This is a genomic window from Brevundimonas naejangsanensis, assembly GCF_003627995.1.
Classification (GTDB): Bacteria; Pseudomonadota; Alphaproteobacteria; order Caulobacterales; family Caulobacteraceae; genus Brevundimonas; species Brevundimonas naejangsanensis_B.
Map to the genome: position 1 here is coordinate 2,188,627 of NZ_CP032707.1, position 26,469 is coordinate 2,215,095.

The following is a 26,469-nucleotide window of genomic DNA, read 5'->3' on the forward strand; positions in this document are numbered from 1 at the left end:
GGGGGGCGTCAGTCCAGCTCGGCCGCGATGCGGGCGGCGAGAAGCTTGAGTTGCTCCGCGTCGGCCATGGGGGCGTGGCCGTGGCCCTTCATCGGGCGGTCGGCCCAGCGCGGGACGATGTGGAAATGCAGGTGGAAGACCGTCTGGCCGCCCGCCTCGCCGTTGAACTGCATCAGGCTGAGCCCCTCGGGCTTCAGCGCCTTCTCGACCGCGCGGGCCGTGCGCTGCACCGCCGCCATCAGGCGCGACAGGGCCTCGGGCTCGATCTCCAGGATGGTGCGGGCGGTCGAGGTCTTGGACACGACCAGGACGTGGCCCTCGGACTGCGGAAACACGTCCATGAAGGCCAGGACGTCGTCGTCCTCCCACACCTTCACGCAGGGCATGTCGCCGCGCAGGATTCTGGCGAAGATGTTGTCCGGGTCGTAGGCGCCGTGAAGGCTCATTCATTCCTCCTTCGGTGTGGAGGGCCAGCCTAGCAGGCGTTTCGCGTCGACGCACGGAGCCGATCGCCGCCTCGCGCGCTTATATGGCCAAGGTTCAACCCGTCGGAGGCGCTCATGCTGGGGTTCATCGTTCAGGCCGTGGTGACGGCGATCGGTCTGTGGCTTGCCGCCAAGGTCGTGCCGGGGGTGGACTTCACCTCGACAGGCTCCCTGGTCGCGGCGGCGGTCATCCTGGGCGTGGTCAACGCCTTCGTGCGGCCGGTGATGATCGTGCTGACCCTGCCGCTGACCATCGTCACCTTCGGCCTGTTCCTGCTGGTGGTGAACGCCGCCATGATCGGGCTGACCGCCATGTTTCTGGGCGGCTTCGTCGTCAACGGCCTGTGGGCGGGCATCGGCGCGGCCATCGTCACCGGCGTGGTCAGCTGGATCGCCGGCGCCCTGTTCGGCGGGATGGACGAGCGCGCCTAGGGAATTATCCGGGTAATATTGACTCAATTTATATCGTCCGGGTAAATCCATCCGCGTTGAGCGAACGAGGATGGATATGACGACGCTGTGCACGGCCTTCGCGGGCCACAGGATGATCGCGGCCGGGCCGCTGGCCGAGGTCGCGGCGGCGGCGAAGGCCGCCCATGACGCGGGGCAGGCGGCCTTGGTCTTCAATGACGAAGACGCTCGGCCGCTTGATCTGGACCTGCGCGGCGACGTGGAGGCCGTGCTGGCGCGCCTGCCGGCCACGCCGGAGCCGGAGAAGCGGGGGCCGGGCCGCCCGCGGCTGGGGGTGACGGCGCGGGAGGTGACGCTGCTGCCGCGCCATTGGGACTGGCTGGCGTCGCAGCCCGGCGGGGCGTCTGTCGCCCTGCGCAAACTGGTCGAGGCGGCCATGCGCGAGGCCGAGGGGCCGGACCGGATGCGCCTCAGCCGCGAGGCGGCCTATCGTTTCATGACCGCCGTGGCGGGCGATCTGCCGGGCTATGAGGAGGCGGTGCGGACGCTGTTCGCGGGCGACTGGACGGCCTTCGACGCCCACATCGAGGCTTGGCCCGCGGATGTGCGCGATTACGCCCGGCGGCTGGCCGAACCGGCGCGGCGCAACGGCCAGGGACGTTGAGCGTCCCTGATCGCGGGATCAGCTGGGGCGAACCACCATGCAGCTGACGCGGCGTTCCGCCAGGGCGGCGCAGGCCGACTCGGCCGCCTGCTGGGTCATGCCCGTGAAGCGCGAGCGGTACCAGCCGTTCGCCGTCTGCACGTCGCGCTGGGCGGTCGAGAACTGGTCGCGGAAGCGGCGGCTGACGTCGTTCAGCCAGTCGCGGGCCACGGCTTCCTCGCGGAAGGCGCCGACCTGAACGGTCCAGCGGCCCGCCGGGGCGGCGGCAGGGGCGGCCTTGTCCGGGGCAGCACGCGCCGGAGCGGAGCGAGCGGGGGGGGCGGACGCTCCGCCGTTCAGCGCGGCGGTCAGGGTCTCGGGCGGGCGGTTCTCGGCGCGACGGGCCGAGGGCGGGGGCGTCACCTCGGTCGGCAGGGTGCGCGGCGCCGGGCCGGCGACGAGGGCGACCTCGGTCGTGGAGCCGACGCCTTCGCCGTCCTCGTCGGACAGGGAGGCGTAGGCCACGGGGGCCGCAGGCTCGGCGCTGACGCCATAGCCGCGCTGTTCGAAGAAGGCCTGGGCCAGCTGGATGCGCTCGCCCTGGCCGCGACGGCGCTGGACCTCGAAGCCCGTGTCCATCAGTTCGGCGACGTGCGCGTTGCGGCTGGCGGTCGAGCGGCCGCCCATGACGATGGTGATCAGCCGCTTGCCGTCGCGCACCGAGGACGCCGCCAGATTGTAGCCCGAGGCGTTGGTGAAGCCGGTCTTGATGCCGTCATAGCCGCGGCCGGTGGCCAACAGACCGTTGGTGTTCCGATAGTCGCGGCCGTTGTAGTACCAGTCGTGCAGGCCGAGGTAGCGATAGTACTGCGGATAGTCGCGCATGACCGCGCGGCTGAGAATCGACAGGTCGCGCGCCGTCGTCGCCTGACGCGTGTCGGGCAGGCCGTTGGCGGTGGTGAAGCGGGTGTCCTCCATCCCCAGTTCGCGGGCCTTCTCGGTCATCATCTGGGTGAAGCGGCCTTCGGAGCCGCCGATGTGTTCGGCGATGACCACGGCCATGTCGTTGGCGCTGCGCACGGCGGTGGCGCGCATGGCGTCATCCAGGCTGATCGACTGGCCGGCGGCCAGGCCCAGCTTGGACGGCGGCTGGGAGGCGGCGCGCGGCGAGACGGTCAGGTTGTCGGTCAGCTTGACCTTGCCAGACTCCAGCGCCTCGAAGGTCAGATACAGGGTCATCACCTTGGTGATGGAGGCCGGATAGCGCCGGGCGTCGGCGAAGCGCGAGAACAGCACCTCGCCCGAGGCGGCGTCCACGACGATGGCGGCGTAGCGGCTGTCCGACGACTGGGCGACCGGCGGCGCCACGCCCACGGTCGGCGTCAGGACGATCCCGCCCAGGACCAGGGCGGCCAGGAAACGTCGGCGGAAGAGGGCGTTCATGGGCAAGCTACTAGCCTCGTCACTGTGGCGCGAAGACGGCTCGGATCACGCACGTTACAAAGGCTAACATCGACCCCTGCGGTTTCGAGAGGGTTAACGGGCCGTCAACGGAGTTGTGATCGCGACGCGCATGGCTAGGTGATCGTCGATCATATTGTGCGTTGCACAAATTTCACTTGCAGTCTTTTCGCACGTGCACCATATCGCCGTTGTCGCGACGGGTCCGCCTGTCGCAGGAACCTTTCGCTTCAGGAGACTCCCCATGGCTGACGCCGCCGAGACCGTGAAGAAGACCGTTGAACAGACCGCCGCCAAGGCCAAGGCCCAGGCTGAATCCATCCAGGCCGCCGGCGCCAAGGCGTTCCGCGAAGGCGTGGACAAGTCGGTCGCCTCGCTGACCGAGCTGAACGCCCAGGGCAAGAAGAACCTGGAAGCCGTGGTCGAGTCCGCCGCCGCCGCCCAGAAGGGCGCCGAGGCCCTGTCGCAACAGGCCCTGGCCTACTCCAAGAAGTCCTGGGAAGACGGCGTCGCCGCCGCCCAGTCCTTCTCGCAGGCCCGCTCGGTGCAGGAACTGTTCGAACTGCAGACCAACTGGGCCAAGTCGGCCGCCGAGGCCTATCTGGCCGAGTTCGGCAAGGCGACCGAGACCCTGACCGCTTCGGTCAAGGACAGCTTCAAGCCGATCAACGAGCGCGTCTCGGCCACGGTCGAGCAGTTCCAGGCCGCCCGCTAAGGCCTCATCCTCGCATCAGGCTCGTGCTTCGAGGCCCCGGCGGAAACGTCGGGGCCTTTTCGCGTTTTCGACTTCAACAGGACGTGCGCGACACGGCGTCGGACTGGACGGCTCTACAAATCAGGCCATCATTCCCTATCTGATCCATCGAATCTTCCCCGCGACCACGGACTACGAATGCCTAACAGACGGCCAGGTGAACAAGGCGGAGCCCCCGGCGTCGCCGTCGTCACCCAGACAAAGCCGAAACTTCAGCGGCCCTCGCTCTATCGAGTGCTGATCCTGAACGACGACTACACGCCGATGGAATTCGTCGTCTACGTGCTGGAGCGGTTCTTCCAGAAGAACCGCGAGGACGCGACCCGCATCATGCTGCACGTGCACCAGCATGGCGTCGGGGTCTGCGGCGTCTTCACCTATGAGGTGGCCGAGACCAAGGTCGCCCAGGTGGTCGAGACGGCGCGACGTCACCAGCACCCTCTGCAATGCACGATGGAAAAGGACTGAGAGGAACCTGCCATGCCCTCGTTTTCCCGTCCTCTCGAAGAGACCCTGCACCGCGCGGTCCACTACGCCAACGAGCGCCGGCATGAGTACGCCACGCTCGAACACCTGCTGCTGGCCCTGATCGACGATCCCGACGCCTCGGCCGTGATGACGGCCTGCAACGTCGACCTGGGCGCGCTGAAGGGGGCGCTGACCTCCTATGTCGACAACGACCTGGCCGCCCTGGCCACGGCCGACGGCGATGACGCCAAGCCGACCGCCGGCTTCCAGCGCGTGATCCAGCGCGCGGTGATCCACGTCCAGTCGTCGGGCCGGGAAGAGGTGACCGGCGCCAATGTCCTGGTCGCCATCTTCTCCGAGCGCGAAAGCCACGCGGCCTACTTCCTGCAAGAGCAGGACATGACGCGCTATGACGCGGTCAACTTCATCGCCCACGGCATCGCCAAGAAGGCCGGCGCCAACGAAGCCCGCGCGGCCCGCGGCGCCAGCCCCGAGGAGGCCGAGGACGGCGCGGTCGTCAAACAGGGCGGCGAGGCCCTGGAAGCCTATTGCATCGACCTCAACGAGAAGGCCCGAAAGGGCAAGATCGACCCCCTGATCGGCCGCCAGGCCGAGGTCGAGCGCTCGATCCAGATCCTGTGCCGCCGCACCAAGAACAACCCCCTGCTGGTCGGCGACCCCGGCGTCGGCAAGACCGCCATCGCCGAAGGCCTGGCCCGCAAAATCGTCAACGGCGAGGTGCCCGACGTCCTGAAGGACGCCACCATCTACAGCCTGGACATGGGCGCCCTGCTGGCCGGCACCCGCTATCGCGGCGACTTCGAGGAGCGGCTGAAGCAGGTCGTCAAGGAGCTGGAGAACCACGACAACGCCGTGCTGTTCATCGACGAGATCCATACGGTGATCGGCGCGGGCGCGACCTCGGGCGGAGCGATGGATGCGTCGAACCTGCTGAAGCCGGCGCTGGCGTCGGGGACCCTGCGCTGCATGGGCTCGACCACCTACAAGGAGTACCGCCAGCATTTCGAGAAGGACCGCGCCCTGGTGCGCCGCTTCCAGAAGATCGACGTCAACGAGCCGACGGTCGAGGACACGGTGAAGATCCTCAAGGGTCTGAAGACGACCTACGAGACCCACCACAAGCTGCGCTACACGGACTCGGCCATTCGCACGGCGGTCGATCTGTCGGCGCGCTACATCACCGACCGCAAGCTGCCGGACAAGGCCATCGACGTGATCGACGAGGCGGGGGCGTCGCAGATGCTGCTGCCGGAATCCAAGCGCAAGAAGGTCATCGGCCAGAAGGAGGTCGAGGCCGTCATCGCCAAGATGGCCCGCATCCCGCCCAAGTCCGTGTCCAAGTCGGACACCGAGGCGCTGCGCGAGCTCGAAACCGACCTGAAGCGCGCGGTCTTCGGCCAGGAACAGGCCATCGAACAGGTCTCGGCGGCGATGAAGCTGGCGCGAGCGGGTCTGCGCGACCCGAACAAGCCCATCGGCGCCTTCCTGTTCAGCGGCCCGACCGGCGTCGGCAAGACCGAGGTGGCCAAGCAACTCGCCGCCACCCTGGGCATCGAGATGCAGCGCTTCGACATGTCGGAATACATGGAGCGTCACACGGTCAGCCGCCTGATCGGCGCGCCGCCGGGCTATGTCGGCCATGACCAGGGCGGCCTGCTGACCGACGCCGTGGACCAGCATCCGCACTCGGTGGTCCTGCTGGACGAGATCGAGAAGGCCCACCCGGACGTCTACAACATCCTGCTGCAGGTGATGGACAACGGGACCCTGACCGACGCCGTGGGCAAGAAGGTCGATTTCCGCAACGTCATCCTGATCATGACCACCAACGCCGGGGCGGCCGACAACGCCCGCGCGGCCATCGGCTTCGGCCGTGGCAAGGTCGAGGGCGAGGACGAGAAGGCCATCCAGCGCCTGTTCGCGCCCGAGTTCAGGAACCGCCTGGACGCCATCGTCGGCTTCAAGGCCCTGTCGCCCGAGACGATCCGCTCGGTGGTGACCAAGTTCGTGCTGCAGCTGGAAGCCCAGCTGGCGGACCGCAACATCACCATCGAACTGACCGACGAGGCGACGGACTGGCTGGCCAAGAACGGCTTCGACGAACTGTACGGCGCCCGGCCCCTGGCCCGGGTCATTCAGGAGCACATCAAGAAGCCGCTGGCCGACGACATCCTGTTTGGCCGCCTGACCCGCGGCGGACACGTCAAGGTCGAGCTGAAGGACGGCAAGATCGCCTTCGACATCACCCCGGCCAAGGGCGCGGCGGTGAAGGAAGAGGAAGAAGAAACGGCCTGATTTCGGTCAGGTTGGACGGCAGAGGCCCGGGCGGCGACGCCCGGGCCTTTCTAATTCGGAGCGTCTTCTTCCTCTCGGGGGCGGGGTAGGCGCCTGTCGCCCAAGCCGTCATGCTCGGCCGAAGCAGGGAGGGACACATGACCGCAGTGCTGACCGAGCGGCAGAAGAAGTGGTTCGCCACGGTCCAGGCCAATCTGGAGAAGAACACCGGCAAGCCCCTGGCCGAGTGGGTGGCGATCATGAAGACCTGCCCCGAGACCGCGCCGCGCGCTCAGGCCGCCTGGCTGAAGACCGTCCACGGCGTGGGCCAGAACCACGCGGCGCAGATCCTGGACGCCTGCCGTCCCTCGGACGGCCCCGGCTGGGACGAGCCCGAGGCCCTGCGCGCCGACCTGTGGAAGGACCCGGCGTCCCTGGCGATTCTGGAGGCGGTCGAGCGCGTGGCCGCAGGCGTCGACGGCGTCATTTCCGGGCAGAGGAAGGGCTACACCTCGTTTTCCCGCAAGGTGCAGTTCGCCGCCATGCGGCCGCTGAAAGGCGGGCGGGCCCTGCTGGGGCTGAAGCTGTCGCCCGAAGGCGCGGCGCGCCTGTCGCCCTCCGTTCGGCGCGAAAGCTGGTCGGAACGGCTGGCGTCGGTGGTGGAGCTGAACGCCGTCGATCAGGTCGACGACGACATCGGCCGCCTGTTCGCACAGGCGGCCGACAACGGTTGATCCCGTCCTTCTCCCACAAGGGGAGAAGGGCTTGGGAAGCCTTAGCGCCTGCGGCCCAGGGCGCCGAGCAGCACGGCTGCGCCGGCGATGATGCCGGTGGTCAGCAGGGGTTTGCGGCGGGCGAAGTCCAGCCCCTTGCGGGCCGGGTCGCGCAGGTCGGCGGGGGCCTTGTCGACCATGCCGTCCAGGCCGTCGATGACGCGGCCGTAGGCGTTTTGGGCCTTGCCCTTGAACTCGTTCAGCTTGCCTTCGGCCTGCAGCTTGCCGTCCCCAGTGAGGCGGCCCAGTCCGCCCTGGGCCTTGCCCTTCATTTCCGTCGCGGCGCCTTCGATACGTTGATCGGTCATGATGATCCCTGAATGTGAGGAGGAGACTCACATTGGAAGCGTCTCGCCCTGCCGAGGGTTCCTGAATCCGCGTCGGTCGCGACGAAATGTCAGCCCTGGCGATAGGGCGACAGGTCCACCGTCATGGCCTGCATCTCGGCTTCGACCGCCGGGCGCTCCTGCTCCAGGTAGCGGGCGACGGGATCGCGCAGCGCCGGGTCGGCGATGAAGTGAGCCGAATAGACGGGGGAGGGCAGGTAGCCGCGCGCGATCTTGTGCTGGCCCTGCGCCCCGGCCTCGACCCGTGACAGGCCGCGGGCGATGGCGAAGTCGATCGCCTGATAATAGCAGAGCTCGAAATGCAGGAAGGGCCGGCCGACCAGCGTTCCCCACTGCCGGCCGTAAAGCGCGTCGCGGCCGATGAAGTTCAACGCCCCCGCGACCGGCGCTCGGTCCTCGAAGGCCATGACCAGGGCGATGCGGTCGGCCATGCTTGCGCCGACGCGGGCGAAGAAGTCGCGCGTCAGATAGGGGCGGCCCCACTTCCGGTCGCCGGTGTCCATGTAGAAGGCGAAGAAGGCGTCCCAGTGCGCCTCGGTGATTTCGGCGCCCGTCAGGACGCGGATGTCGAGACCGGCCTGGGCTTCGCGGCGCTCGCGGCGGATGGTCTTGCGCCGGTTGGACGACAGGGCGGCCAGGAAGTCGTCGAAGGCGCCGTAGCCGGCGTTGCGCCAGACATACTGGATGTCCCGGCGCGGCAGCAGGCCCGCATCGATCATGGCGCGCCATTCCGGCTCGGTCGGGAAGTTGACGTGCAGGGACGAGACGCCCAGCCGCTCGACCAGGGTCAGGGCGCCTTGCAGCAGGGCCTCGCGCACGGCGCCTGCCTCCGCGCCGGGCGCGTTCAGAAACCTCGGCCCCGTCACGGGCGTGAAAGGCACGGCGCCCAGAAGCTTGGGGTAGTAGCGCCCGCCCACGCGCTCATAGGCGTCGGCCCAGGCGTGGTCGAAGACGTATTCGCCCTGGCTGTGGCCCTTCAGATAGAGGGGCATGACGCCGATCACGGCGCCGCCTTCGTCGTGCAGGGACAGGTGGCGCGCCGCCCAGCCCTGGGACGGGACGGCGCTGCCGGACGCCTCGCAGGCGTCGAGGAAGTCGTAGGAGACGAAGGGATCGCCGCTTGGGGCCGCGCAGGCGTCCCACGCGTCCCGGCCTATCGCGGCGATCCCGTCGTGAACCTGAAGGGTGAAGCTCACTTCACCTCGATGACGGCGTCCACTTCGACGGCGAAGCCGAGCGGCAGCTTGTAAACGCCGACGGCCGAGCGCGAGTGCTTGCCCGCGTCGCCGAAGACCTGGACCATCAGGTCCGAGCAGCCGTTGATGACGGCCGGAATGGCCTCGAAGTCCGGCCCGGCCTGGACGAAGCCGCCCAGCTTGACGATGCGGACCACGCGATCCAGGTCGCCGTCGACGGCGGCGTTGATCTGGGACAGCAGGTTGATGCCGCACAGGCGGGCGGCCTCGGCGGCCTGCTCCGGGGTCACGTCCACGCCGACGGTGCCCTTGATGCCGCCGCCAGCGTCGTTCGACAGCTGGCCCGAGATGAAGATCTGCTCGCCCGAGCGGACGTAGGAGACGTAGCTGGCGACCGGCTTGGCGGGCTCGGGCAGGGTGATGCCGAGTTCAGCAATGCGGGCGTGGATGCTCATGGGGCGACTCCGTTTGAAAAGGTTGGACGGGGTTTAGCGCGGGGAGATCGACGTGTCTCCCTTCTCCCCTTGGGGGAGAAGGTGTCAGGCCGAGCCTGACGGAAGAGGGGGACGTTTCCGCGAGAGCGCCTTTTCGGCGATGGCGCGCTTGTCGGGCGCAGGCCCCTCATCCGAACGCCTCCGGCGTCCACCTTCTCCTCCGAGGGGAGAAGGAAGGGCGCGGCCTGCAACCACGGCGCGTGCCCCGAACTTGTCGCGCAGGGCGTCGATGGCGGTCTCGGTCTTCAGGGCGCGGCTTTCGGGCGTGGCGAACAGGCCGGCGGGCGTGTCCTGGGCCTCGGCGATGTCGGCCATGCCGATGCCGATCAGGCGATAGGGCACGCCCAGTTCCGCCTTCAGCAGGTCGCGCCCGGCGGCGAAGAGGGCGCGCGCGGTCTGCACCGGCTCGGCCAGGGTGACGCGGCGGGTGACGATCTTGAAGTCGGTCTTGCGCAGCTTCAGCACCACCACGCGGCTGGCCACGCCGTCGCGCCGCGCCTTGGACGCCAGCTTCTCGCATAGGGGCCACAGTTCGGCCTCCAGCGCCTCGGCCGTGGTCAGGTCGTCGTTGAAGGTGGTCTCGGCGCTCATGCCGCGGCGGTCGTGGTCCGGGTTCACCGGGCGACTGTCGCGGGCGTGGCTGAGGTCGTGCAGGCGCAGGCCCGTCTCGCCGTAGCGTCGGACCAGATCCTTGACCTCGGCGGCGGCCAGGTCGCCGATCGTGGCGAAGCCGTCCGACCGCAGAGTGCGGCCGAACACCGGCCCCACGCCGGGCAGGATGGAGACCGGGCGCGGCGCCAGCAGGGCCTGGGCCTCGGCCGCGCCGATGACGGAAAAGCCGCGCGGCTTGTCCAGTTCGGAGGCGATCTTGGCCAGGAAGCGGTTGGGGGCGAGGCCGATGGAGACGGTCAGACCCGTCTCGTCCTCGATCCATTTCTGCAGGCGGATCAGCTGGAAGGCGGACGGACCGCCGTTCAGCCGCTCGGTGCCCTTCAGGTCGATCCAGGCCTCGTCCAGCGACAGGGTCTGGACCAGGGGTGTCAGGCGGTGGACGGCGCCGAAGATGCGCTCGCTCTCGGCCACGTATTTGCGGAAATCCGGCTTGATGACCACGGCGTCAGGGCAGGCTTTCAGCGCCTTGAACATCGGCATGGCCGAGCCGACGCCGTAGAGCCGCGCCACATAGCAGGCGGTGGAGACCACGCCGCGCTTGCCGCCGCCGACGATGACCGGCCTGTCGCGCAATTCGGGCCGGTCGCGCTTCTCGACCGAGGCGTAGAAGGCGTCGCAGTCCAGGTGGGCGATGTGCAGCCGGTCCAGCTCTTCGTGGAAGACGGTTCGGCGCGAGCCGCAGGCAGGGCACCGCGCGACCTGACGGTCGCCGGTCCACAGGCAGTCACGGCAAAGGGCCTTGATGGCCAATCAGGAACTCCGTTTCCCCAACTTCACGCCAACTTAAGACTGGCGCGGCCACAGTGCACGCAAGAAGGCGTGACAGCCCGTCGCGAAAGCGGGCGGTCCAGAGGCGCAACGGCCGGGTGGCGGATGTCCAAGAAGGTCCTCATCGTCGAGGATAACGAGCTGAACATGAAGCTTTTTCATGATCTGCTCGATTCTCAGGGGTACGAAGTGCTGCAGACCCGCGAAGGGCTGCAGGCGCTGGCTATCGCGCGCGAGCACCGCCCCGACCTGATCCTGATGGATATCCAGCTGCCGGAAATTTCCGGCCTGGAAGTCACGAAATGGCTAAAGGATGACGACGAGCTGAACCATATCCCTGTTATCGCCGTTACCGCCTTCGCCATGAAGGGCGATGAGGAGCGAATCCGGCAGGGCGGCTGCGAAGCGTATATCTCGAAGCCGATCTCGGTCATTTCGTTCCTGGAGACGGTGCGCAGGCACCTGGGTCAGGGGGCGACATGAGTGCGCGAATCCTGGTGGTCGACGACGTCGAGGCGAATGTTCGCCTGCTCGAGGCCAAGCTGACTCTCGAATACTATGACGTCATCACCTGCCACGACGGCGTCAGCGGGATCGCCCTGGCGGCCAGCGAACAGCCGGATCTGATCCTCCTGGACGTCATGATGCCGGGCGTGGACGGGTTTGAGGCTTGCCGGCGGATCAAGGCGGCGGCCGATACCCGACACATTCCGGTGGTCCTGGTGACGGCCCTGGACGGGCGGCATGACCGCATCAAGGGACTGGAGGCAGGGGCCGACGACTTCCTGTCGAAGCCGCTGGACGACGTCATCCTGATGGCGCGGGTCAAGAGCCTGACCCGCCTGAAGATGGTGATGGACGAACTGCGCGAGCGCGAGGAGAGCGGCCGTCGCGTCGGCGTCGACACCGGCGGCGTGGCGCGGCTCAAGGGCTCGGGCGGTCGGGTGCTGATCGTCGATGACAACACCCTTCAGGCCGATCTGATGGCCCAGGAGCTGTCGCTGGAGCACCGACCGATGGTCGAGCGTTCGACCGAGACGGGCTTGGAGGCGGCGCGGGGGGCGGTCGACCTGGTGATCGTCAATGTGACGTCCGAGAGTTTCGACGGCCTGCGCCTGATCGCCCAGCTACGCTCCAAGGAGCCGACGCGGCGCCTGCCCATCCTGGCCCTGGTGGACACCCAGGACCGGCCGCGCCTGCTCAAGGCGCTGGAGCTGGGGGCGCACGATATCCTGACCCGGCCGATTGATCCCGAGGAGCTGGGCGCGCGCGTGCGGACCCAGGTGCGGCGCAAGCGTTACGGCGACTTCCTGCGCCAGAAGCTGGACCACAATCTGGAGATGGCGGTCACCGACCCGCTGACCGGCCTGCACAACCGCCGCTACATGAACGGTCAGCTGGACGCTCTGGTGGCGCGCGCCAACCGGGGCGGGGATCCGGTGGCGCTGCTGGTTCTGGATATCGACCACTTCAAGTCGGTCAACGACAGCTTCGGCCATGACGCGGGCGACGAGGTGCTGCGCGAGTTCTCGGTCCGCCTGGCGACCAATGTGCGGGCCGTGGACCTGCCGTGCCGGTTCGGGGGCGAGGAGTTCGTGGTGGTCATGCCCGGCACGACGCTGGAGGACGCTCACCGCATCGCCGAGCGAATCCGCCGCGACGTGGGGGCTTCGCCGTTCCGCATCCTGGGCGGCGAGCCGCTGGGCATCACCGTCTCGGTCGGGGTCGCGGCGACAATGGGCGGGGACGACACCCCGGCCTCCCTGCTGAAGCGCGCCGACGAGGGGGTCTATGAGGCCAAGAACTCGGGCCGGAACCGGGTTGTCGCCCGCGCCGCCTGAGGCGCCTTGCGTATCGGCCAAAGAAAAACGCCCGGTCCTGCGACCGGGCGTTTCGATTCTCGCAAATTCAAGCGGAGGGCGAAGCCCTTACTTGATCTTGCCTTCCTTGAACTCGACGTGCTTGCGCACGACCGGGTCGTACTTCTTGACGACCATCTTCTCGGTCATGGTGCGGGCGTTCTTCTTGGTGACGTAGAAGAAGCCGGTGTCGGCGGTGGAGTTCAGGCGGATCTTGATGGAAGCCGGTTTGGCCATCGGAATTACCTCTGCGACGGCGAAAGCCGCTTGAAATAAGAGGCGCGGAACATACTCACGCGCGGCCCAAAGTCAACGGTTTCGATGTCGCCTTGAGCGAGCCTGCGGACAGGATAGGGTTCCGCCATGAAAACGCCAAGCTTCACCCGCCCCGCCGCCCTGTCCGCCACTGCTCTTGCGGGGGCCATGGCGCTGTCCGCCTGCGCTTCCAAGCCCGTCGAGCCGACGCCGCAGGACGCCTTCTTCGCTAATCTGACCGAACTGTGCGGCCAGAGATTCGAGGGCAAGGTCGTCACGACCGAGGCCGCCGACTCGGACTTCGCCGGCAAGCGCCTGCTGATGCACGTGCGCGACTGCTCGGCCGAGGAGATTCGCATTCCCTTCTGGGTGGGCGAGGATCGCTCGCGGACCTGGGTCGTGACGCGCACCGAGACCGGCCTGCGCCTGAAGCACGATCACCGCCAGCCGGACGGCACGACCGACACCCTGCACTGGTACGGCGGCGATACGGCGAATCAGGGTTCGGCCGAGCGCCAGGAGTTCCCGGTCGACCAGGAATCCATCGACCTGTTCAACGCCAACAACGCCTCGGTCTCGACGACCAACGTCTGGGCCATGGAGGTCCATCCGGCGCAGACCTTCGCCTATGAACTGCGTCGCCCGAACCGCCACTTCCGCGTCGACTTCGACCTGACCAAGCCGGTCACCGAGTAGGCGGGACCCGAGTCTCCGCCCTCCCTTTCCGTCATCCCCGGGCTTGTCCCGGGGATCCAGGATTCTCGGCACAAGGCCGAGAATGACGGATGAAGGGGGGCTGCGTCCTCAGTCCAGCTGATCGACGACGTGGCGGCCGCGCACCATGCGTACGAAGGGCAGGGGACGGTCCGGATGCGCCAGCCGTTCGGCCACCTCGCCCAGCACGAAGCGGGTGATGGCGGGCAGGTCCAGCCCATGCGCCTCGTCCAGCGGCAGCCAGGCGATCTCGTCCAGTTCGCCCGAGCCCTCGATGCGGTCGGGGTCGCGCAGGGCCTCGACAGGGGCCATGAAGAAGCGCGCGTCGAAGCGGCGAGTGCGGCCCGGCGGGGTGATGGCGCGCGCCACATAGGACAGGACCGAAAGGTCGGGCAGGGCGCCCGCCTGGCGAAACTCGCGCCACGGGCCCGCCACCGAGGCGGCGGGCGCGGAGCGGCCCAGGATCAGCCCGGTCTCCTCGAAGGTTTCGCGCACGGCGGCCAAGGCCAGGGCGCGGGCGCGCCGCGCGGGCATCTCCGCCTCCAGCCGACGGGCCGCGTCGGGGGACAGGTCGCCGGTCGCGGCGGCGGTGAAGTCGGAGCGGTCGATGCGTCCGCCCGGAAACACCCATTTGGAGGCCATGAAGACGTGGCTCGGCGCGCGGCGGCCCATCAGCACCTCGGGCCGGTCGCCGCCGCGCGTCAGGATCAGGGTGGCCGCGTCCTTGGGTCGCTGGGCGCCGCCCGTGCGCGGCGCGTCGGCCAGGTCCTGGGCGGCGTCGAAGGGTTGGGGGTCATGACTGACGTTCCGACGCCCTTCTCCCCGCCGGGGGAGAGGGTGGCTCGCGGAGCGAGACGGATGAGGGGGAGGCTGGCTGCGCGCGCGACCCCGACCGTTCTGCGTGCGGAAACAGCCCCCTCATCCGAGCGCCTCCGGCGCCCACCTTCTCCCACGAGGGGAGAAGGACGCTGACGCCTTCATTCAACGCCGCTTGCCCTTCCTGACGCCCTTCAGGCCGCCGGAGGGCTTGCCGCCGCTGCGGGGCTTGGGGCCGCCGGGACGCCCTTTGCCGCGTTTGGGCGGGCCGTCGCCGCCCCCCCGGCCGCCACGTCCGCGCATTCCGTAACGCGGGGCCGGGGCGTTGGGATCGCGCGGGTCCGGCTCGGACAGCATCTCCAGCACCAGGCCGCCGGTGACCGGCGTGGCCTCGACCAGCCGGACCTCGACGCGGCGGCCCAGGGGGAAGCGCTTGCCGGTGCGCTCACCGACCAGGGCGTGGGCGCGGTCGTCGTGGGTGAAGTATTCGTCGCCCAGCGTCGAGACCGGCACCAGGCCGTCGGCGCCGGTTTCCTCCAGCCGCACGAACAGGCCGAAACGAGTCACGCCGGTGATGCGTCCGCTGAAGGTCGCGCCGACGTGGTCCTCGAGGAAGGCGGCGATGTAGCGGTCCATGGCGTCGCGCTCGGCCGCCATGGAGCGGCGCTCGGTCTCGGTGACGTGTTCGGCGATGCCGCCCAGTTCGGCGATCTCGCGGTCCGTCAGGCCGTCCGGGCCCAGCTTCAGCCCCCGGATCAGGCCCCGGTGCACCACCAGGTCCGAATAGCGACGGATGGGCGAGGTGAAGTGGGCGTAGCGGTCCAGGTGCAGGCCGAAGTGGCCGATGTTGTCCGGCGAATAGATGGCCTGCATCTGGGTGCGCAGGACCACCTCGTTGACGACCTCGGCGTGGGGGCCGTCACGGGTCTCGTCCAGCAGCTTGTTGAACCGCTTGGTGTTCGGCGCCTCCCCCTTGTTCCACGGCTTGCCGATGGTGTGCAGGAAGTCGGCCAGATTGAAGATCTTCTCCTGGCTGGGCGCGTCGTGGACGCGATAGATCAGCGGCGTGCGCGTCTTCTCCAGCGTCTCGGCGGCGCAGACGTTGGCCTGGATCATCATCTCTTCGATCAGGCGGTGGGCCTCCAGCGAGCGGCGCGGCTCGATCGAGGCGATGCCGCCGTCGGGGGCCATGATGATACGGCGCTCGGGGCTTTCGATGGCCAGGGGGCTGCGGCGCTCGCGGCCCTTCAGCATGGCGCGATAGGCGTTCCACAGCGGATAGAGGATCGCCTCCATGATCGGCCCGGTGGCGTCGTCCATCAGGCCGTCGATGGCGGACTGCGCCTGTTCGTAGGACAGCTTGGCGTGCGAGCGCATCAGGCCGCGCGTGAACTTGTGACCGGTCTTCCTGCCGTCCTTGTCGAAGACCATGCGCACGGCCATGCAGGCGCGGTTCTCGCCCTGCTTCAGGCTGCACAGGCCGTTGGACAGGACCTCGGGCAGCATCGGCTCGACCCGATCGGGGAAGTAGGTCGAGTTGCCCTTGGCCCGCGCCTCGCGATCCAGCGTCGTCTGCGGGCGGACATAGGCGGCGACGTCGGCGATGGCGACCCAGACGATCCAGCCGCCCGCGTTGGCGGGGTCTTCGTCGCGCTCGGCATAGACGGCGTCGTCATGGTCGCGCGCGTCGGCGGGGTCGATGGTGATGAAGGGGACGTGGCGCAGGTCCTCGCGCCCCTTCAGGGTGGGCACGTCCTGGTCCGCGGCCTCGCGCTCGACGGCTTCCGAGAAGCCGGTCGGCACGCCGTGAGCGTGGATGGCGATCAGGGAGGCGGCGCGCGGATCGTCCTCGCGGCCGATGCTCTCCAGAATCTTGCCGCGCTTGGGACCGTAGCGATGCTCGCCCTTCTCGATGGCGGCCAGCACCAGGTCGCCGTCGCGCAGGTCCGTCGCCTGGGCGGCGGGCACCAGCAGGACGTCCTTGGAACGCTTGTCGACCGGCTCGACGCGGGTTTCGCGCGCCGACTTGCGGATCACGCCCAGGACGCGATTGGTCCCGGCGTCCAGCCGCTTGACCAGACGCGCCTCCCAGCCCTCGACGCCCCGGCTGAACTTGACCAGCAGGCGGTCGCCCATGCCCGGCGCCGGGCCGCGGCCTTCGCGGTCGGGCATGAGGATGGCGCGGGGCGCGTCCTCGGCCCCCTTGACCAGTTCGACGTAAAGCTCGCCGTCGGCGTCGCGATCGACCACGTCGACCACGCCGACGGGGGGCAGGGCGCCGGCTTCGGAGAAGCCCTTGCGGCCGCGCTTGCCCAGGCGGCCCTCGGCCTCCAGTTCCTTCAGCATTTCGCGCAAGTGGCGCCGCTCGGCGCCCTTCAGTCCGAAGGCGCGGGCGATGTCGGCCTTCTCAGCTTCTCCGGCCTCGCGCAGGAAGGCCATCAGGGATTCTTTGTCGGGCAGGCCCGCGGGGGGGCGTTTCGGTGTCTTGACCATTGCGCCCTCTGTAACGCGCTTCGCGGCGAAAGGGTGAAAACTTGCGCGAGTTGACCCCGACGATCCTCGCGCCCAGCTTCCTGGCTGGAACGCCCATCGGAGCCCTATCCCTCATGTCGATGTCCGACGCCCCCGTCCTGTCGCGGCCCGTGAAATCCCTGCTGGACCTGATCGGCAAGACGCCGATGATCGAGGTGACCCGGATCGATGCCGGCCCCTGCCGCCTGTTCCTGAAGCTGGAGAGCCAGAACCCCGGCGGCTCCATCAAGGACCGCATCGCCCTGACCATGATCGAGGCGGCCGAGAAGCAGGGCTGGCTGAAGCCGGGCGGCACCATCGTCGAGGCGACGGCGGGCAACACCGGCCTGGCCCTGACCCTGGTGGGCAAGCAGAAGGGCTACAAGGTCCTGCTGGTCATCCCCGACAAGATGTCGAAGGAGAAAATCCAGCACCTGCGCGCCATGGGCGCCGACGTGCGCCTGACCCGCTCGGACGTGCCGCACGGCCACCCCGAATACTACACCGACATGGCCGAGCGCCTGGCCCAGCAGATTCCGGGCGGCTACTTCGTCAACCAGTTCGCCAACGACGCCAACGCCGAGGCCCACTTCCAGACCACGGGCCCCGAGATATGGGAGCAGATGGAGGGCGACGTCGACGCCTTCGTCGCCGGCATCGGCTCGGGCGGCACCATCACCGGCATCGCCCGCTATCTGAAATCGCAGGGCTCCAAGGCCGAGATCATCCTGGCCGATCCCGTGGGCTCGGCCTTGGCGGGCCTCGTCAATGAGGGCGTGCCCGGCCCGGACGGCAGCTATACGGTCGAGGGCATCGGCCAGAACTTCATGCCCGAGACGACCGATCCCAGCCTGATCGACCGCGCCTATTCCATTCCCGACGCCGAGGCCATCGCCACGGTGCGCGAGCTGTTGCTGAAGGAAGGCATTCTGGCGGGGTCGTCCTCCGGCACCCTGATCGCCACGGCCCTGCGCTGGTGCCGCGAGCAGACCGAGCCGAAGCGAGTCGTGACCCTGGTGTGCGACACCGGCGCCAAATACCTGTCCAAGGTCTATAACGACGCCTGGCTGGCTGACCAGGGCCTGTCCCAGCGCGAACTCCACGGCGACCTGTCGGACCTGATCACGCGCAAATACGCCAACGGCGACGTGGTGGTGATTGGCCCGGACGACACCCTGGACACGGCCTTTAAGCGGATGAAGGGCGATGGCGTGTCGCAACTGCCGGTCATTCAGGACGGCCGCCTGGTCGGCATCCTGGACGAGAGCGACATCGTCCACATCATGAACACCGACGACATCACGCGTAAGGACCGCTTCGCCAAGCCGGTGTCCTCGGCCATGACGCGCGACCTGGACACGCTGCAGGTCAAGGAGACGCTGGACGCCCTCATCCCCATCTTCGACCGCGACCGGGTGGCCATCGTCCTGGACGGCGAGACCTTCGTCGGCCTGATCACCCGCACCGACCTCATCAACCATCTCAGCCTGAACCGGTAAGACCATGGCCAATCTGAAGAACAGCCAGGGCTTTTCGACCCGCGCCATCCATGCTGGCCAGAAGCCCGACCCGACCACGGGCGCGGTGATGACGCCCATCTACGCCACCTCGACCTACGCCCAGGAAAGCCCGGGCGTTAACAAGGGCTATGAGTATGCGCGCGGCAAGAACCCGACGCGTGAGGCGTTTGAGGCCTGCATCGCCGATCTGGAGGGCGGGGTTCAGGCCTTCGGCTTCGGTTCGGGCATGGCGGCGACCTCGACGGCGCTGGAACTGCTGGACGCCGGCTCGCACATCGTCACCGGCGATGACCTCTACGGCGGCTCGTGGCGGCTGTTCGAGCGGGTGCGGCGCCGGTCCATGGGGCTGGACTTCAGCTACATCGACCTGACCGACGTGAAGGCGGTCGAGGCGGCGATCACGGACAAGACGCGGATGCTGTGGGTCGAGACGCCGACCAATCCGCTGATGAAGCTGGCCGACATCGAGGCCCTGTCGAAGATCGCCAAGGCCCACAAGCTGATCCTGGTGGTCGACAACACCTTCGCCACGCCGTGGAGCCAGCAGCCGCTGGCCCTGGGCGCCGACGTGGTCATGCACTCGGCGACCAAGTACCTGAACGGTCACTCCGACATCGTCGGCGGGGTGCTGGTGGCCAAGGACGCCGAGATGGCGGCCCAGCTGAAGTTCCTGCAGAACTCCATCGGCGGCGTCATGGGGCCGTTCGACGCCTTCCTGGCCAATCGGGGGCTGAAGACCCTGGGCCTGCGCATGAAGGCGCACAATGAGAACGCCCTGGCCGTGGCCCGCTGGCTGGAAGACCGGGCCGGCGTGGCCAAGGTCATCTATCCGGGCCTGATCAGCCACCCGCAGCACGAACTGGCCGCGCGTCAGATGAACGGTCGTTTCGGCGGCATGGTCACGGTGCTGATCGACGGCGACCTGGAGCGGACCAAGCGGGTGCTGGAGCGGGTGCGGGTCTTCACCCTGGCGGAATCCCTGGGCGGCGTCGAAAGCCTGGTGAACCATCCGGCGATCATGACCCACGCCAGCGTGCCCAGGGAGGTTCGCGAGGCCGGCGGCGTCACCGACAACCTGATCCGTCTGTCGGTCGGCGTCGAGGACGTGGAAGACCTGATCGCCGACCTGGATCAGGCCCTCAGCTGAAGCGTCTGAACTGAAGTCAGGCCGTCCTGTCGGGCAGGGCGGTCTGATGGCCCGTGACGGGCTGCAGCTTCTTCTTGGGCGGAGCGCGGCGCACGACGACGGGTTTGGGTTCAGCGGCGATCTCGGCCAGACGGGCGTCGATCAGCGGCAGGATGTCGGCAGCAGTGGTGACCTGAACGGGCGAGCCGTGCTCGACCAGGCGGGCAGCGTTGGCGCGCAAGTTCTTGAGGTCGGCTTCGTTCAGGGTCGGGATTTTGTCCGCCAGGGAAGTCATGGGCGTCTCCAGATGGCGTCAGGGCCGGCGCGCATGCGGCCGGCCCCTCAGCGGATAGAAAGCGAGTTCGGCGGCCTGACGGTCGCCGATCAGGGCTGAGATCAGTCAGCAGCCTGAAGGCGGCCGGCGGATTCTTTGCCGCTGCGGCTGTCGCGTTCGATTTCGTAGGAGATTTTCTGGCCTTCGTTCAGGGCGCCGAGCGAAGACGCTTCGACGGCCGTGGCGTGGACGAAGACGTCCTTGCCGCCGTCGTCAGGCTGGACGAAGCCGTAGCCCTTGGTGGAGTTGTACCATTTGACAGTGCCGGTAGCCATTTTCAGGACTCCCCGTTTGAGTGGCCGCAGGAAGGATCTCCTGGCAGCCTGTCGGGTCTGAATGGGATCGGCTTTGGACCTCGGTGCGCGATGCAAAGGGACAGCAGCGTTTCGCAGAGAGATCGACGAGAGAAAGGTGGGCGCTTTGCCGCCCTTTGGCAAGGGCAGTGCCTAAAACGAAAACGGCGGCGACAGCCGAAGCCGTCGCCGCCGTTCGAAATCCGCGCCGAATGACCGGCGCGAGAAATCAGCCTTCGGTCTTCAGTTGACCGGCCGATTCCTTGCCCGAGCGACGGTCGCGCTCGATTTCGTAGGAAACCTTTTGGTTCTCGTCCAGGCCGCGCAGGCCGGCTTGCTCGACGGCCGAGATGTGGACGAAGACGTCCTTGCCGCCGTCATCCGGCTGGATGAAGCCGTAGCCCTTGGTGGAGTTGAACCATTTCACGATGCCGGTAGCCATTTTCAGGACCTCCGTTGGAAGTTGGCTCCAGGGAACATCCCTGAGAAGCCTGTCGGGTCTGAATGGATCGGCTTAGACCTCGGTGCGCAGGGCAGAAGGTAGAGGCGTTACGCAGAGAGATCGACGTCTGTAAGGTGAACGTTCCTGGCGGTTAATGCAAGACCCCGGGGTTCAGAGCTCCGCCGTCTCGGGCGGAGAGACCCAGTTTTCCTGGCACAGCTTGCGCAGGGCCGTGGTGATGGTCGAGCCGTAGAGCGCGTCCTGAATCCGCTCATAGCCTTCGGACTTCAGGGCCTGTTTGACCTCGCCCACCGTCCGGCAGGCGCCGCTCTCGGCCAGTTGGTACGCACGTTCCAAGGTCGTCGGTCGAAAGGTCATGGCCGCAGACTAGGCCCTTTCCGGCGAAAGGGGAAACCTGCGGCCGTGGGCCTCAGAACGACACGCTGATCCCCGCGACCAGGGCGTCGGCGTACTGTTCGCCCGGAACCTTGGCGTCGGTGCCGTACCAGCGCAGCTCGGCGTCCAGGTTGCGGGTCAGGGCGTAGGTCGCGCCGATGTTGTAGCCGGTGTAGTCGACGCTGTTGTCCTGCTCGCGACGGCCGATCTCGGCCGAGACGTTCAGCTTGTCGGTGAAGTCCCAGCCGCCGCGCAGGGCGACCCAGGTCCAGGATTTCACCGAGCCCGTCCCATCGGGGGAGTACTGCAGGCGCAGGCGGGCGCTGGCCGGGCCGATCGACCGCTTCATGTCGGCGGTGAGTTCCCAGGCGTCGGCGTCATAGCCGGGGTCGGCGTCCACCCGCCACTTGTGCGCGGCGTTCAGGTCGAAATCGAAGCCGCCCCACTGCGGCCGGATCCCGGCGGCCAGTTCGGTCTCCAGCTCCGAGCCGCCGGCCTTGATCGTCTCCACGCCGGGGCTGACGTAGAAGAAGCCGTCGGCGCTCTCCCACTCGGCGGCGGCCCAGGCGTAGGGATCGCCGTCGGACTTGGAGACGTCCTTGGAGCGGTTGTCGCTGGCGGCGCCGGCGCTGAAGCTCCAGCGGCCGTGGCTCGAGGCCGCGTCCTGGGCGGAGGCCGCCGTCGCGAGGATCAGCAGCGGAGCGGCGGCGAGGGCGGTAGTCAGTGTACGCATGGTTCGGCCTCGATGTGGGTGTCGAAGCCGCCTCCTAGAGACGCTTCTTGTAGAATTTGTCACAGGCCTGCGAAAATTCATCCGTCAGCCGAGCGACAAGCTGGGCCGTCGTGGGCACGTCGTGGATGGCGCCCACCCCCTGGCCGGCGGACCAGATGGTCTTCCAGGCCTTGGCTTCCTCGGCCATGTCCAGCTTGTGCTCGGGCAGGGATTTGGGGTCGATGTGGTTCTCGATCAGGGACGGGGTCAGGAAGTTGGCGGGAATGCCCGAGACCGCCGGCGTATAGGTGATGTCCGCCGAGCCCGACTGGACGATCAGGTCCTTGTAGTGCGGCTGGGCCGCGCTCTCGGCCGTGGCGATGAAGCGGGTGCCCATATAGGCCAGGTCCGCCCCCATCATCAGCGCCGCCGCCACGTCCTGTCCGGTGGAGATGCAGCCCGCCAGGACGATGGTCCCGTCGAAGAAGCCGCGCACCTCGTTGATCAGGGCGAAGGGATTGACGACGCCGGCGTGCCCGCCCGCGCCCCCGGCGACCAGGATCAGGCCGTCGACGCCGGCCTCGGCGGCCTTGCGGGCGTGACGCACGTTGGCGATGTCGTGGAAGACCACCCCGCCATAGCCGTGCACCGCGTCCACCACGTCCCGCACGGCGCCCAGCGAGGTGATGATCAGCGGCACCTTCTCCTCTACCGAGACCATCATGTCGGCCATCAGGCGCTCGTTGGTCGGGTGGATGATGTGGTTGACGCCGAAGGGGGCGGCGCCGGGCGCCAGCCGCGACTTGATCTCCCGGACCCAGTCCCGATAGCCCTCGGTCGTGCGCTGGTTCAGCGAGGGGAAGGTGCCGATCACGCCCGCGTTGCAGGCCTCGACCACCAGGTCCGGGCCGGACACCAGGAACATGGGCGAGGCGATCACCGGCAGCTTGAGGCCGGACTGCAGGGAAGCGGGAATGGCCACGGGTCGTCTCTCCTGAGTTGCTTTTGGCCACGCTAACCGGCTGTCGTCGGGGAAGGCAATCACGCTTTCCGCCCATGACTGCGACCTTCTATTCCCGCTCATCCCGGCGGACGCCGGGATCCAGTAAGAGCCTCAAGCGCTGGGCTTGAAATGGCGCTCCGGTTTTGTCGCCGAGCGTCCGTGGCCAAAGCGCTGGATCCCGGCGTCCGCCGGGATGAGCGGTGTTGATGGATGCGCGCAACTGGAAGCCCGTCAGAAAAATAGAGTCCAATTCGTCTGAAATCGCATCAGTGGATGCTGAAGGGCACGGTGACGACGAAGGTTGATCCGACCTCTTCCGGCTTGATCGTGGCGGGGTCCAGCCGTCCGCGAAGGACGATTTTGACGGCCGCCTCGCCGAATCCGCTGCCGCGAGGAACCTCGCCGATCACGACGCAATTGGTCGGCTTGCCTGAGAGCGCCACTTCGCAACGGACGGCGGCGCCGCCGGAAAGGCCGCGATCGACCGCCCTTTGCGGATAGTCAGACGCTGTGGGGCGAGGCGGCGTCAGCCATCGGGATTCAATGTTGGCCAACGTCCGGGCCGGTTCCTGCGGGGGCGGTTCGGGGGCGAGATTGAACGGCACGCGGACGGCGAAGCGGCGAGAGGCTGCGTCAGCGCCGTCATCGCTGACCACCACGCGCCCGCGCTGCACGATGCCGAGGGCGGCCGGACCGAAACCCATGCCCTGCGGCGTTTCGGAACGGACTTCGCAGTTGACCGGCCGGCCGTCCGGCGCGGCGTCGCAGGCGACCACGGCGGCGCCGCTGACGTCCGCCTGCAGGGCTGCTTCAGGGAAGTCATCGACCGAGGCCTGCGGCGGCACGCTCCAGCGCGGGGGCGGCAAGGCCTGATCGGCCTCCTGGGCCGAAGGCGCCGGGGGCAGGGCGACGACGCCTGATGCGATCACCAGCGCGCTCAAAGCGAAGCCAAGCTTGGTGGGCAAGATCATGGATGCTCCTGAAACAGGCCGCCGAAATGTCTCTGCGGAAAAAAGAGAGTCCAATTCGTCTGAATCGTCTGAAATCGCCTCGTCCCCGCGCGGCCCGTCTCCCTCCGGCCGGGGCGCAGTCTAGCACAGGTGAAACAGGGGGATGGCCGATTGCGGCGGGCGCGGCGTTTTCTTTGGCGAGGCGAACGCCTAAATGGCGGGCATGACGCACTATACCGACAGCCTCAGCCAGCTCGGCGCCCAGACCGCCGCCCCGACGAACCCGCAAGAAGCGGTGCTGGAGCGCGTGCCCAATCCGCACGCCGACACGCTTTATGTGGCGCGCTTCACCGCGCCGGAGTTCACCAGCCTGTGCCCGGTGACGAACCAGCCCGACTTCGCCCACCTCGTCATCGACTATGTGCCGGGCGACTGGCTGGTCGAGAGCAAGAGCCTGAAGCTGTACCTGACCAGCTTCCGCAACCACGGCGCCTTCCACGAGGACTGCACCGTCGCCATCGGCAAGCGCCTGGCCGAGCTGCTGCAACCGAAATGGCTGCGCATCGGCGGCTACTGGTATCCGCGCGGCGGCATCCCCATCGACGTCTTCTGGCAGACGGGCGCGCCGCTGGAGGGCGTATGGCTGCCCGATCAGGGCGTGGCGGGGTATCGCGGGCGGGGGTGAGGGGACGTACGCACGGAGCGGCGACCTAAACCCGCGGAGGGGAGCGGCGACCTTTACCCCTCCGTCGGGCAGCAATTTCTTCCTTCATGATCTTGTTGAATTGCAACTGCCAGTCCGCAGTATGGATAACTCGGTCAAATCTAGCGTCATGATCCCGCAGGAGATCTAGGCGTGACCGTTTTGAGATTTCGTCCCAGTCGTCATAGAGAATGTATAGTGCATTACCGTATTTAAGATTCTCGAATACTACCAAATCGTCGGCGAATTTGGCGCCGAAATAGGATCCGAATTGTCCGGACCCTCGAATGTAAGATTCGGGTTTCAGCTTATCAAAGGCAGTGGTTCGCTCGCGAAGGTGCTTTTCGAAGTTTGGAGCTTTGGACGCTTTGCTCGGCTTGGACGAGAACCATGCGACGACGTCGTCGATGGATCCTGGTGGGAAAATGTCCCAGTCGAGCTCGATGGTGCGAAGGAAATCTTCCTTGCTGGCATCGCTAGGAAATATGCCCGTAACGCCAGTGTTCTCTTGCAACACATTTAGCGCCCAGAGAAGCATTAGTTCGAACTCGGGCTGGCTTCGACTCAGCAAAGGCGACAACGCGAACTTGACCAACACGTGGTCCCCAGTCCCTTGAGATAAGATTGTTGGCTCGATCTCCATGCCTTGTGGCTCGAAGACTTGATTCTGATAAACTTGGCGGCTTTGGTAGTGTGTATGTGTTCCGTACGTTGATGCATCACCGAAGTTGGGAGTTTCCCACACGAAACTTTTTGAGACCATGGAGAGGTCTTTACGTTTGCGTTCCCAGCCTCGGGCATTCCGGTACGACCACTTGCCTGCGTCTTGGGTGGGCTGCTTGGAGCCGTCAGTTACGATCGCATCATCGAGCAAGTCGATGTTGAGACCAAGATGGCTGTAGAGGCCGCGAGTGATATCAGCGACGTCAACTGATTTTACAGCCGCGACCGCGATCATATCGCCGTCGATCTTACCAAGTTCGGTCCGCACCTTCGGTGGGATCTTCAGGAAATTACTCTTCCACGGAAAACGCTTTTTACCCATTGCCAAACCCCCAAAAGACAAGCCTGTACCTACAGATGGCTCGTGTTCGACGAACGTCAAGCTTCAAGGCCTTGGTTGCATATTTTGGTTTCTCGAACTGGTCTTCTTGGCGGCATAGCGTCCGACTTGGCTGCTGCTAATCTCCGCCCATGACCTCATCCCCCCGCCTGCCGCTCGAAGCCTGGGGCCGTCGCCTGATGACGCGCGCCGAGACGTGGGCGGACCGCTCGCGGCTTCGCCGTTACGCCTATGAGTTCCTGTGGTTCGGGCTGAAGCAGGGGTGGGCGTGTCTGTTCGGCGGGGCGATGCTGGCGCTGATCCTGGGGACGTTTCTGTTCTGGCCCGATCAGGCGCCGCTGGCGCGCTATGACTTCCTGGTGCTGGGGGCGCTGGGGATACAGGCGGCGATGCTGGCCTTCCGGCTGGAGAGCTGGGAGGAGGCGCGGGTCATCTTCCTGTTCCATGTCGCCGGGACGATCATGGAGCTGTTCAAGACCTATCACGGGTCGTGGATCTACCCGGAAGAGTCGGTGCTGAGGATCGGCGCCGTGCCGCTGTTCTCGGGCTTCATGTATGCGGCGGTGGGCAGCTACATCGCGCGGGTGCAGCGCATCTTCCATATCCGGGTGCGGAACTATCCGCCGCTGTGGACGACGTGGGTGTTGGCGGCGGCGATCTACGTCAACTTCTTCGCCCATCACTGGCTGCCGGACATCCGGCTGGCGCTGTTCGCGGCGACGGGGCTGCTGTTCACGCGGGGGTGGTTCTGGTTCACCGCCGACCGGACGCGGCGGTCGATGCCGCTGCTGCTGGGCTATGGGCTGGTGGCGCTGTTCATCTGGATCGCCGAGAACCTGGCCACCTTCGGGCGGGCCTGGGTCTATCCGGGGCAGGGCGACGGCTGGGAGATGGTCAGCCTGCACAAGCTGGGGGCGTGGTTCCTGCTGATGATCATCTCGGTGGTGCTGGTGTCGATCGTGCACCGGCCGGAGGAGGAGCTGAAGGGTTGAGGCAACGCCGGGG

General features: G+C 67.2%; 30 protein-coding genes. 13 read left to right on the top strand and 17 right to left on the bottom strand.

The genetic code is table 11. The features are described from left to right. Nucleotides 1-8: 8 nt before the first annotated feature. The gene (locus D8I30_RS10395; RefSeq protein WP_121482673.1) at nt 9-446 is read right to left on the bottom strand and encodes an HIT family protein; all 438 of its coding nucleotides are present in this window, start codon (nt 444-446) and stop codon (nt 9-11) included. Nucleotides 447-560: 114 nt separating this feature from the next. On the opposite strand from D8I30_RS10395, the gene D8I30_RS10400 reads away from it, so the two are divergent. Both D8I30_RS10400 and D8I30_RS10405 read left to right on the top strand, forming a co-directional pair. Further along, a complete protein-coding gene (locus D8I30_RS10400) occupies nt 561-917 on the top strand; it encodes a phage holin family protein (RefSeq protein ID WP_121482674.1) in 357 nt (118 codons plus the stop codon). A 76-nt stretch (nt 918-993) separates the two neighbouring features. After that, nucleotides 994-1,560, top strand: coding sequence for a DUF2239 family protein (locus D8I30_RS10405; RefSeq protein WP_205570696.1), 567 nt, complete (start codon nt 994-996; stop codon nt 1,558-1,560). Between the two features lie 18 nt (nt 1,561-1,578). Here the strand turns inward: D8I30_RS10405 and D8I30_RS10410 are convergent, their stop codons facing one another. After that, the gene (locus D8I30_RS10410) at nt 1,579-2,982 is read right to left on the bottom strand and encodes a D-alanyl-D-alanine carboxypeptidase (RefSeq protein WP_121482676.1); all 1,404 of its coding nucleotides are present in this window, start codon (nt 2,980-2,982) and stop codon (nt 1,579-1,581) included. Nucleotides 2,983-3,244: 262 nt separating this feature from the next. Here D8I30_RS10410 and D8I30_RS10415 point away from each other — a divergent pair, with 262 nt between their 5' ends. The 4 genes from D8I30_RS10415 (at nt 3,245) to D8I30_RS10430 (ending at nt 7,251) form a co-directional block, all read left to right on the top strand. After that, the gene (locus D8I30_RS10415) at nt 3,245-3,715 is read left to right on the top strand and encodes a phasin family protein (RefSeq protein WP_121482677.1); all 471 of its coding nucleotides are present in this window, start codon (nt 3,245-3,247) and stop codon (nt 3,713-3,715) included. Nucleotides 3,716-3,892: 177 nt separating this feature from the next. Further along, nucleotides 3,893-4,222, top strand: a complete 330-nt coding sequence (clpS, locus tag D8I30_RS10420) for an ATP-dependent Clp protease adapter ClpS (RefSeq protein WP_121482678.1) — start codon at nt 3,893-3,895, stop codon at nt 4,220-4,222. A 12-nt stretch (nt 4,223-4,234) separates the two neighbouring features. After that, nucleotides 4,235-6,538, top strand: a complete 2,304-nt coding sequence (clpA, locus tag D8I30_RS10425; RefSeq protein WP_121482679.1) for an ATP-dependent Clp protease ATP-binding subunit ClpA — start codon at nt 4,235-4,237, stop codon at nt 6,536-6,538. A gap of 137 nt (nt 6,539-6,675) precedes the next feature. Beyond that, nucleotides 6,676-7,251 (top strand): DUF4287 domain-containing protein, encoded by a 576-nt coding sequence (locus D8I30_RS10430; protein WP_121482680.1) that lies wholly within the window; start codon nt 6,676-6,678, stop codon nt 7,249-7,251. Nucleotides 7,252-7,292: 41 nt separating this feature from the next. On the opposite strand, the gene D8I30_RS10435 is transcribed toward D8I30_RS10430, so the two are convergent. From D8I30_RS10435 to D8I30_RS10450, 4 genes are all read right to left on the bottom strand, one after another. Beyond that, nucleotides 7,293-7,598: a CsbD family protein gene (locus D8I30_RS10435; RefSeq protein ID WP_162938859.1), complete on the bottom strand. Its 306-nt coding sequence runs from the start codon at nt 7,596-7,598 to the stop codon at nt 7,293-7,295. Between the two features lie 89 nt (nt 7,599-7,687). Then, complete coding sequence (locus D8I30_RS10440) at nt 7,688-8,833, bottom strand: GNAT family N-acetyltransferase (protein WP_121482682.1); 1,146 nt, start codon at nt 8,831-8,833, stop codon at nt 7,688-7,690. Further along, nucleotides 8,830-9,288, bottom strand: a complete 459-nt coding sequence (locus tag D8I30_RS10445; RefSeq protein ID WP_121482683.1) for a RidA family protein — start codon at nt 9,286-9,288, stop codon at nt 8,830-8,832. The genes D8I30_RS10440 and D8I30_RS10445 overlap by 4 nt, the downstream gene beginning before the upstream one ends. 84 nt (nt 9,289-9,372) lie before the next feature. Next, entirely contained in the window at nt 9,373-10,749 is a 1,377-nt protein-coding gene (locus D8I30_RS10450) for a DNA polymerase IV (RefSeq protein WP_240387217.1), read from the bottom strand. A 123-nt stretch (nt 10,750-10,872) separates the two neighbouring features. Here D8I30_RS10450 and D8I30_RS10455 point away from each other — a divergent pair, with 123 nt between their 5' ends. Further along, a complete protein-coding gene (locus D8I30_RS10455; protein ID WP_121482684.1) occupies nt 10,873-11,250 on the top strand; it encodes a response regulator in 378 nt (125 codons plus the stop codon). Beyond that, nucleotides 11,247-12,608, top strand: a complete 1,362-nt coding sequence (locus tag D8I30_RS10460; RefSeq protein ID WP_121482685.1) for a PleD family two-component system response regulator — start codon at nt 11,247-11,249, stop codon at nt 12,606-12,608. Before D8I30_RS10455 ends, D8I30_RS10460 begins: the two co-directional genes overlap by 4 nt. Before the next feature lie 87 nt (nt 12,609-12,695). Here D8I30_RS10460 and rpmG read toward each other — a convergent pair whose 3' ends face one another. Then, nucleotides 12,696-12,863 (bottom strand): 50S ribosomal protein L33, encoded by a 168-nt coding sequence (gene rpmG, locus D8I30_RS10465; RefSeq protein WP_003164451.1) that lies wholly within the window; start codon nt 12,861-12,863, stop codon nt 12,696-12,698. Between the two features lie 126 nt (nt 12,864-12,989). On the opposite strand from rpmG, the gene D8I30_RS10470 reads away from it, so the two are divergent. Next, nucleotides 12,990-13,577, top strand: coding sequence for a hypothetical protein (locus D8I30_RS10470; protein ID WP_121482686.1), 588 nt, complete (start codon nt 12,990-12,992; stop codon nt 13,575-13,577). Nucleotides 13,578-13,685: 108 nt separating this feature from the next. Here the strand turns inward: D8I30_RS10470 and D8I30_RS10475 are convergent, their stop codons facing one another. After that, a complete protein-coding gene (locus tag D8I30_RS10475) occupies nt 13,686-14,267 on the bottom strand; it encodes an NUDIX hydrolase (protein ID WP_430804742.1) in 582 nt (193 codons plus the stop codon). Nucleotides 14,268-14,576: 309 nt separating this feature from the next. Beyond that, entirely contained in the window at nt 14,577-16,904 is a 2,328-nt protein-coding gene (gene rnr, locus D8I30_RS10480) for a ribonuclease R (protein ID WP_121482688.1), read from the bottom strand. Nucleotides 16,905-17,017: 113 nt separating this feature from the next. Between rnr and D8I30_RS10485 the strand changes: the two genes are divergently transcribed. Continuing rightward, nucleotides 17,018-18,421: a pyridoxal-phosphate dependent enzyme gene (locus tag D8I30_RS10485; RefSeq protein ID WP_121482689.1), complete on the top strand. Its 1,404-nt coding sequence runs from the start codon at nt 17,018-17,020 to the stop codon at nt 18,419-18,421. A gap of 4 nt (nt 18,422-18,425) precedes the next feature. Then, the gene (locus tag D8I30_RS10490; RefSeq protein WP_121482690.1) at nt 18,426-19,589 is read left to right on the top strand and encodes a cystathionine gamma-synthase; all 1,164 of its coding nucleotides are present in this window, start codon (nt 18,426-18,428) and stop codon (nt 19,587-19,589) included. A gap of 16 nt (nt 19,590-19,605) precedes the next feature. Here D8I30_RS10490 and D8I30_RS10495 read toward each other — a convergent pair whose 3' ends face one another. From D8I30_RS10495 to D8I30_RS10525, 7 genes are all read right to left on the bottom strand, one after another. Next, nucleotides 19,606-19,863, bottom strand: coding sequence for a hypothetical protein (locus D8I30_RS10495; protein WP_121482691.1), 258 nt, complete (start codon nt 19,861-19,863; stop codon nt 19,606-19,608). A 101-nt stretch (nt 19,864-19,964) separates the two neighbouring features. Then, complete coding sequence (locus D8I30_RS10500; RefSeq protein ID WP_121482692.1) at nt 19,965-20,177, bottom strand: cold-shock protein; 213 nt, start codon at nt 20,175-20,177, stop codon at nt 19,965-19,967. A 247-nt stretch (nt 20,178-20,424) separates the two neighbouring features. Then, nucleotides 20,425-20,637 carry a cold-shock protein gene (locus tag D8I30_RS10505; RefSeq protein WP_121482693.1) on the bottom strand — a complete coding sequence of 71 codons (213 nt, stop codon included), beginning with the start codon at nt 20,635-20,637 and terminating at the stop codon, nt 20,425-20,427. Nucleotides 20,638-20,808: 171 nt separating this feature from the next. Beyond that, entirely contained in the window at nt 20,809-21,015 is a 207-nt protein-coding gene (locus tag D8I30_RS10510) for a hypothetical protein (RefSeq protein WP_121482694.1), read from the bottom strand. A gap of 52 nt (nt 21,016-21,067) precedes the next feature. Beyond that, nucleotides 21,068-21,766, bottom strand: coding sequence for a TorF family putative porin (locus tag D8I30_RS10515; protein ID WP_121482695.1), 699 nt, complete (start codon nt 21,764-21,766; stop codon nt 21,068-21,070). 34 nt (nt 21,767-21,800) lie between these two features. Beyond that, the gene (locus tag D8I30_RS10520) at nt 21,801-22,727 is read right to left on the bottom strand and encodes an NAD(P)H-dependent flavin oxidoreductase (protein WP_121482696.1); all 927 of its coding nucleotides are present in this window, start codon (nt 22,725-22,727) and stop codon (nt 21,801-21,803) included. A gap of 287 nt (nt 22,728-23,014) precedes the next feature. Beyond that, entirely contained in the window at nt 23,015-23,719 is a 705-nt protein-coding gene (locus D8I30_RS10525; protein WP_121482697.1) for a TonB family protein, read from the bottom strand. 202 nt (nt 23,720-23,921) lie between these two features. Between D8I30_RS10525 and queF the strand changes: the two genes are divergently transcribed. Then, nucleotides 23,922-24,383, top strand: coding sequence for a preQ(1) synthase (gene queF, locus D8I30_RS10530; RefSeq protein WP_121483495.1), 462 nt, complete (start codon nt 23,922-23,924; stop codon nt 24,381-24,383). A 25-nt stretch (nt 24,384-24,408) separates the two neighbouring features. On the opposite strand, the gene D8I30_RS14440 is transcribed toward queF, so the two are convergent. After that, nucleotides 24,409-25,506, bottom strand: a complete 1,098-nt coding sequence (locus D8I30_RS14440; RefSeq protein WP_162938860.1) for a hypothetical protein — start codon at nt 25,504-25,506, stop codon at nt 24,409-24,411. Between the two features lie 89 nt (nt 25,507-25,595). Here D8I30_RS14440 and D8I30_RS10535 point away from each other — a divergent pair, with 89 nt between their 5' ends. Next, nucleotides 25,596-26,456 (top strand): DUF817 domain-containing protein, encoded by an 861-nt coding sequence (locus D8I30_RS10535; RefSeq protein ID WP_121482698.1) that lies wholly within the window; start codon nt 25,596-25,598, stop codon nt 26,454-26,456. The last annotated feature ends 13 nt before the right edge of the window (nt 26,457-26,469 follow it).

Coding starts and splice junctions, on each gene's coding strand:
- D8I30_RS10525 (WP_121482697.1), bottom strand. CDS start 23,719: ATGATCTTGCCCACCAAGCTTGGCTTCGCTTTGAGCGCGCTGGTGATC.
- clpS (WP_121482678.1), top strand. CDS start 3,893: ATGCCTAACAGACGGCCAGGTGAACAAGGCGGAGCCCCCGGCGTCGCC.
- D8I30_RS10455 (WP_121482684.1), top strand. CDS start 10,873: ATGTCCAAGAAGGTCCTCATCGTCGAGGATAACGAGCTGAACATGAAG.
- D8I30_RS10485 (WP_121482689.1), top strand. CDS start 17,018: ATGTCGATGTCCGACGCCCCCGTCCTGTCGCGGCCCGTGAAATCCCTG.
- D8I30_RS10490 (WP_121482690.1), top strand. CDS start 18,426: ATGGCCAATCTGAAGAACAGCCAGGGCTTTTCGACCCGCGCCATCCAT.
- D8I30_RS10405 (WP_205570696.1), top strand. CDS start 994: ATGACGACGCTGTGCACGGCCTTCGCGGGCCACAGGATGATCGCGGCC.
- D8I30_RS10505 (WP_121482693.1), bottom strand. CDS start 20,637: ATGGCTACCGGCATCGTGAAATGGTTCAACTCCACCAAGGGCTACGGC.
- D8I30_RS10415 (WP_121482677.1), top strand. CDS start 3,245: ATGGCTGACGCCGCCGAGACCGTGAAGAAGACCGTTGAACAGACCGCC.
- D8I30_RS10475 (WP_430804742.1), bottom strand. CDS start 14,267: ATGGGCCGCCGCGCGCCGAGCCACGTCTTCATGGCCTCCAAATGGGTG.
- D8I30_RS10495 (WP_121482691.1), bottom strand. CDS start 19,863: ATGACTTCCCTGGCGGACAAAATCCCGACCCTGAACGAAGCCGACCTC.
- D8I30_RS10470 (WP_121482686.1), top strand. CDS start 12,990: ATGAAAACGCCAAGCTTCACCCGCCCCGCCGCCCTGTCCGCCACTGCT.
- D8I30_RS10460 (WP_121482685.1), top strand. CDS start 11,247: ATGAGTGCGCGAATCCTGGTGGTCGACGACGTCGAGGCGAATGTTCGC.
- D8I30_RS10395 (WP_121482673.1), bottom strand. CDS start 446: ATGAGCCTTCACGGCGCCTACGACCCGGACAACATCTTCGCCAGAATC.
- rnr (WP_121482688.1), bottom strand. CDS start 16,904: ATGGTCAAGACACCGAAACGCCCCCCCGCGGGCCTGCCCGACAAAGAA.
- rpmG (WP_003164451.1), bottom strand. CDS start 12,863: ATGGCCAAACCGGCTTCCATCAAGATCCGCCTGAACTCCACCGCCGAC.
- queF (WP_121483495.1), top strand. CDS start 23,922: ATGACGCACTATACCGACAGCCTCAGCCAGCTCGGCGCCCAGACCGCC.
- D8I30_RS10430 (WP_121482680.1), top strand. CDS start 6,676: ATGACCGCAGTGCTGACCGAGCGGCAGAAGAAGTGGTTCGCCACGGTC.
- D8I30_RS10435 (WP_162938859.1), bottom strand. CDS start 7,598: ATGACCGATCAACGTATCGAAGGCGCCGCGACGGAAATGAAGGGCAAG.
- D8I30_RS10445 (WP_121482683.1), bottom strand. CDS start 9,288: ATGAGCATCCACGCCCGCATTGCTGAACTCGGCATCACCCTGCCCGAG.
- D8I30_RS10510 (WP_121482694.1), bottom strand. CDS start 21,015: ATGACCTTTCGACCGACGACCTTGGAACGTGCGTACCAACTGGCCGAG.
- D8I30_RS10400 (WP_121482674.1), top strand. CDS start 561: ATGCTGGGGTTCATCGTTCAGGCCGTGGTGACGGCGATCGGTCTGTGG.
- D8I30_RS10535 (WP_121482698.1), top strand. CDS start 25,596: ATGACCTCATCCCCCCGCCTGCCGCTCGAAGCCTGGGGCCGTCGCCTG.
- D8I30_RS10500 (WP_121482692.1), bottom strand. CDS start 20,177: ATGGCTACCGGCACTGTCAAATGGTACAACTCCACCAAGGGCTACGGC.
- D8I30_RS10515 (WP_121482695.1), bottom strand. CDS start 21,766: ATGCGTACACTGACTACCGCCCTCGCCGCCGCTCCGCTGCTGATCCTC.
- clpA (WP_121482679.1), top strand. CDS start 4,235: ATGCCCTCGTTTTCCCGTCCTCTCGAAGAGACCCTGCACCGCGCGGTC.
- D8I30_RS10410 (WP_121482676.1), bottom strand. CDS start 2,982: ATGAACGCCCTCTTCCGCCGACGTTTCCTGGCCGCCCTGGTCCTGGGC.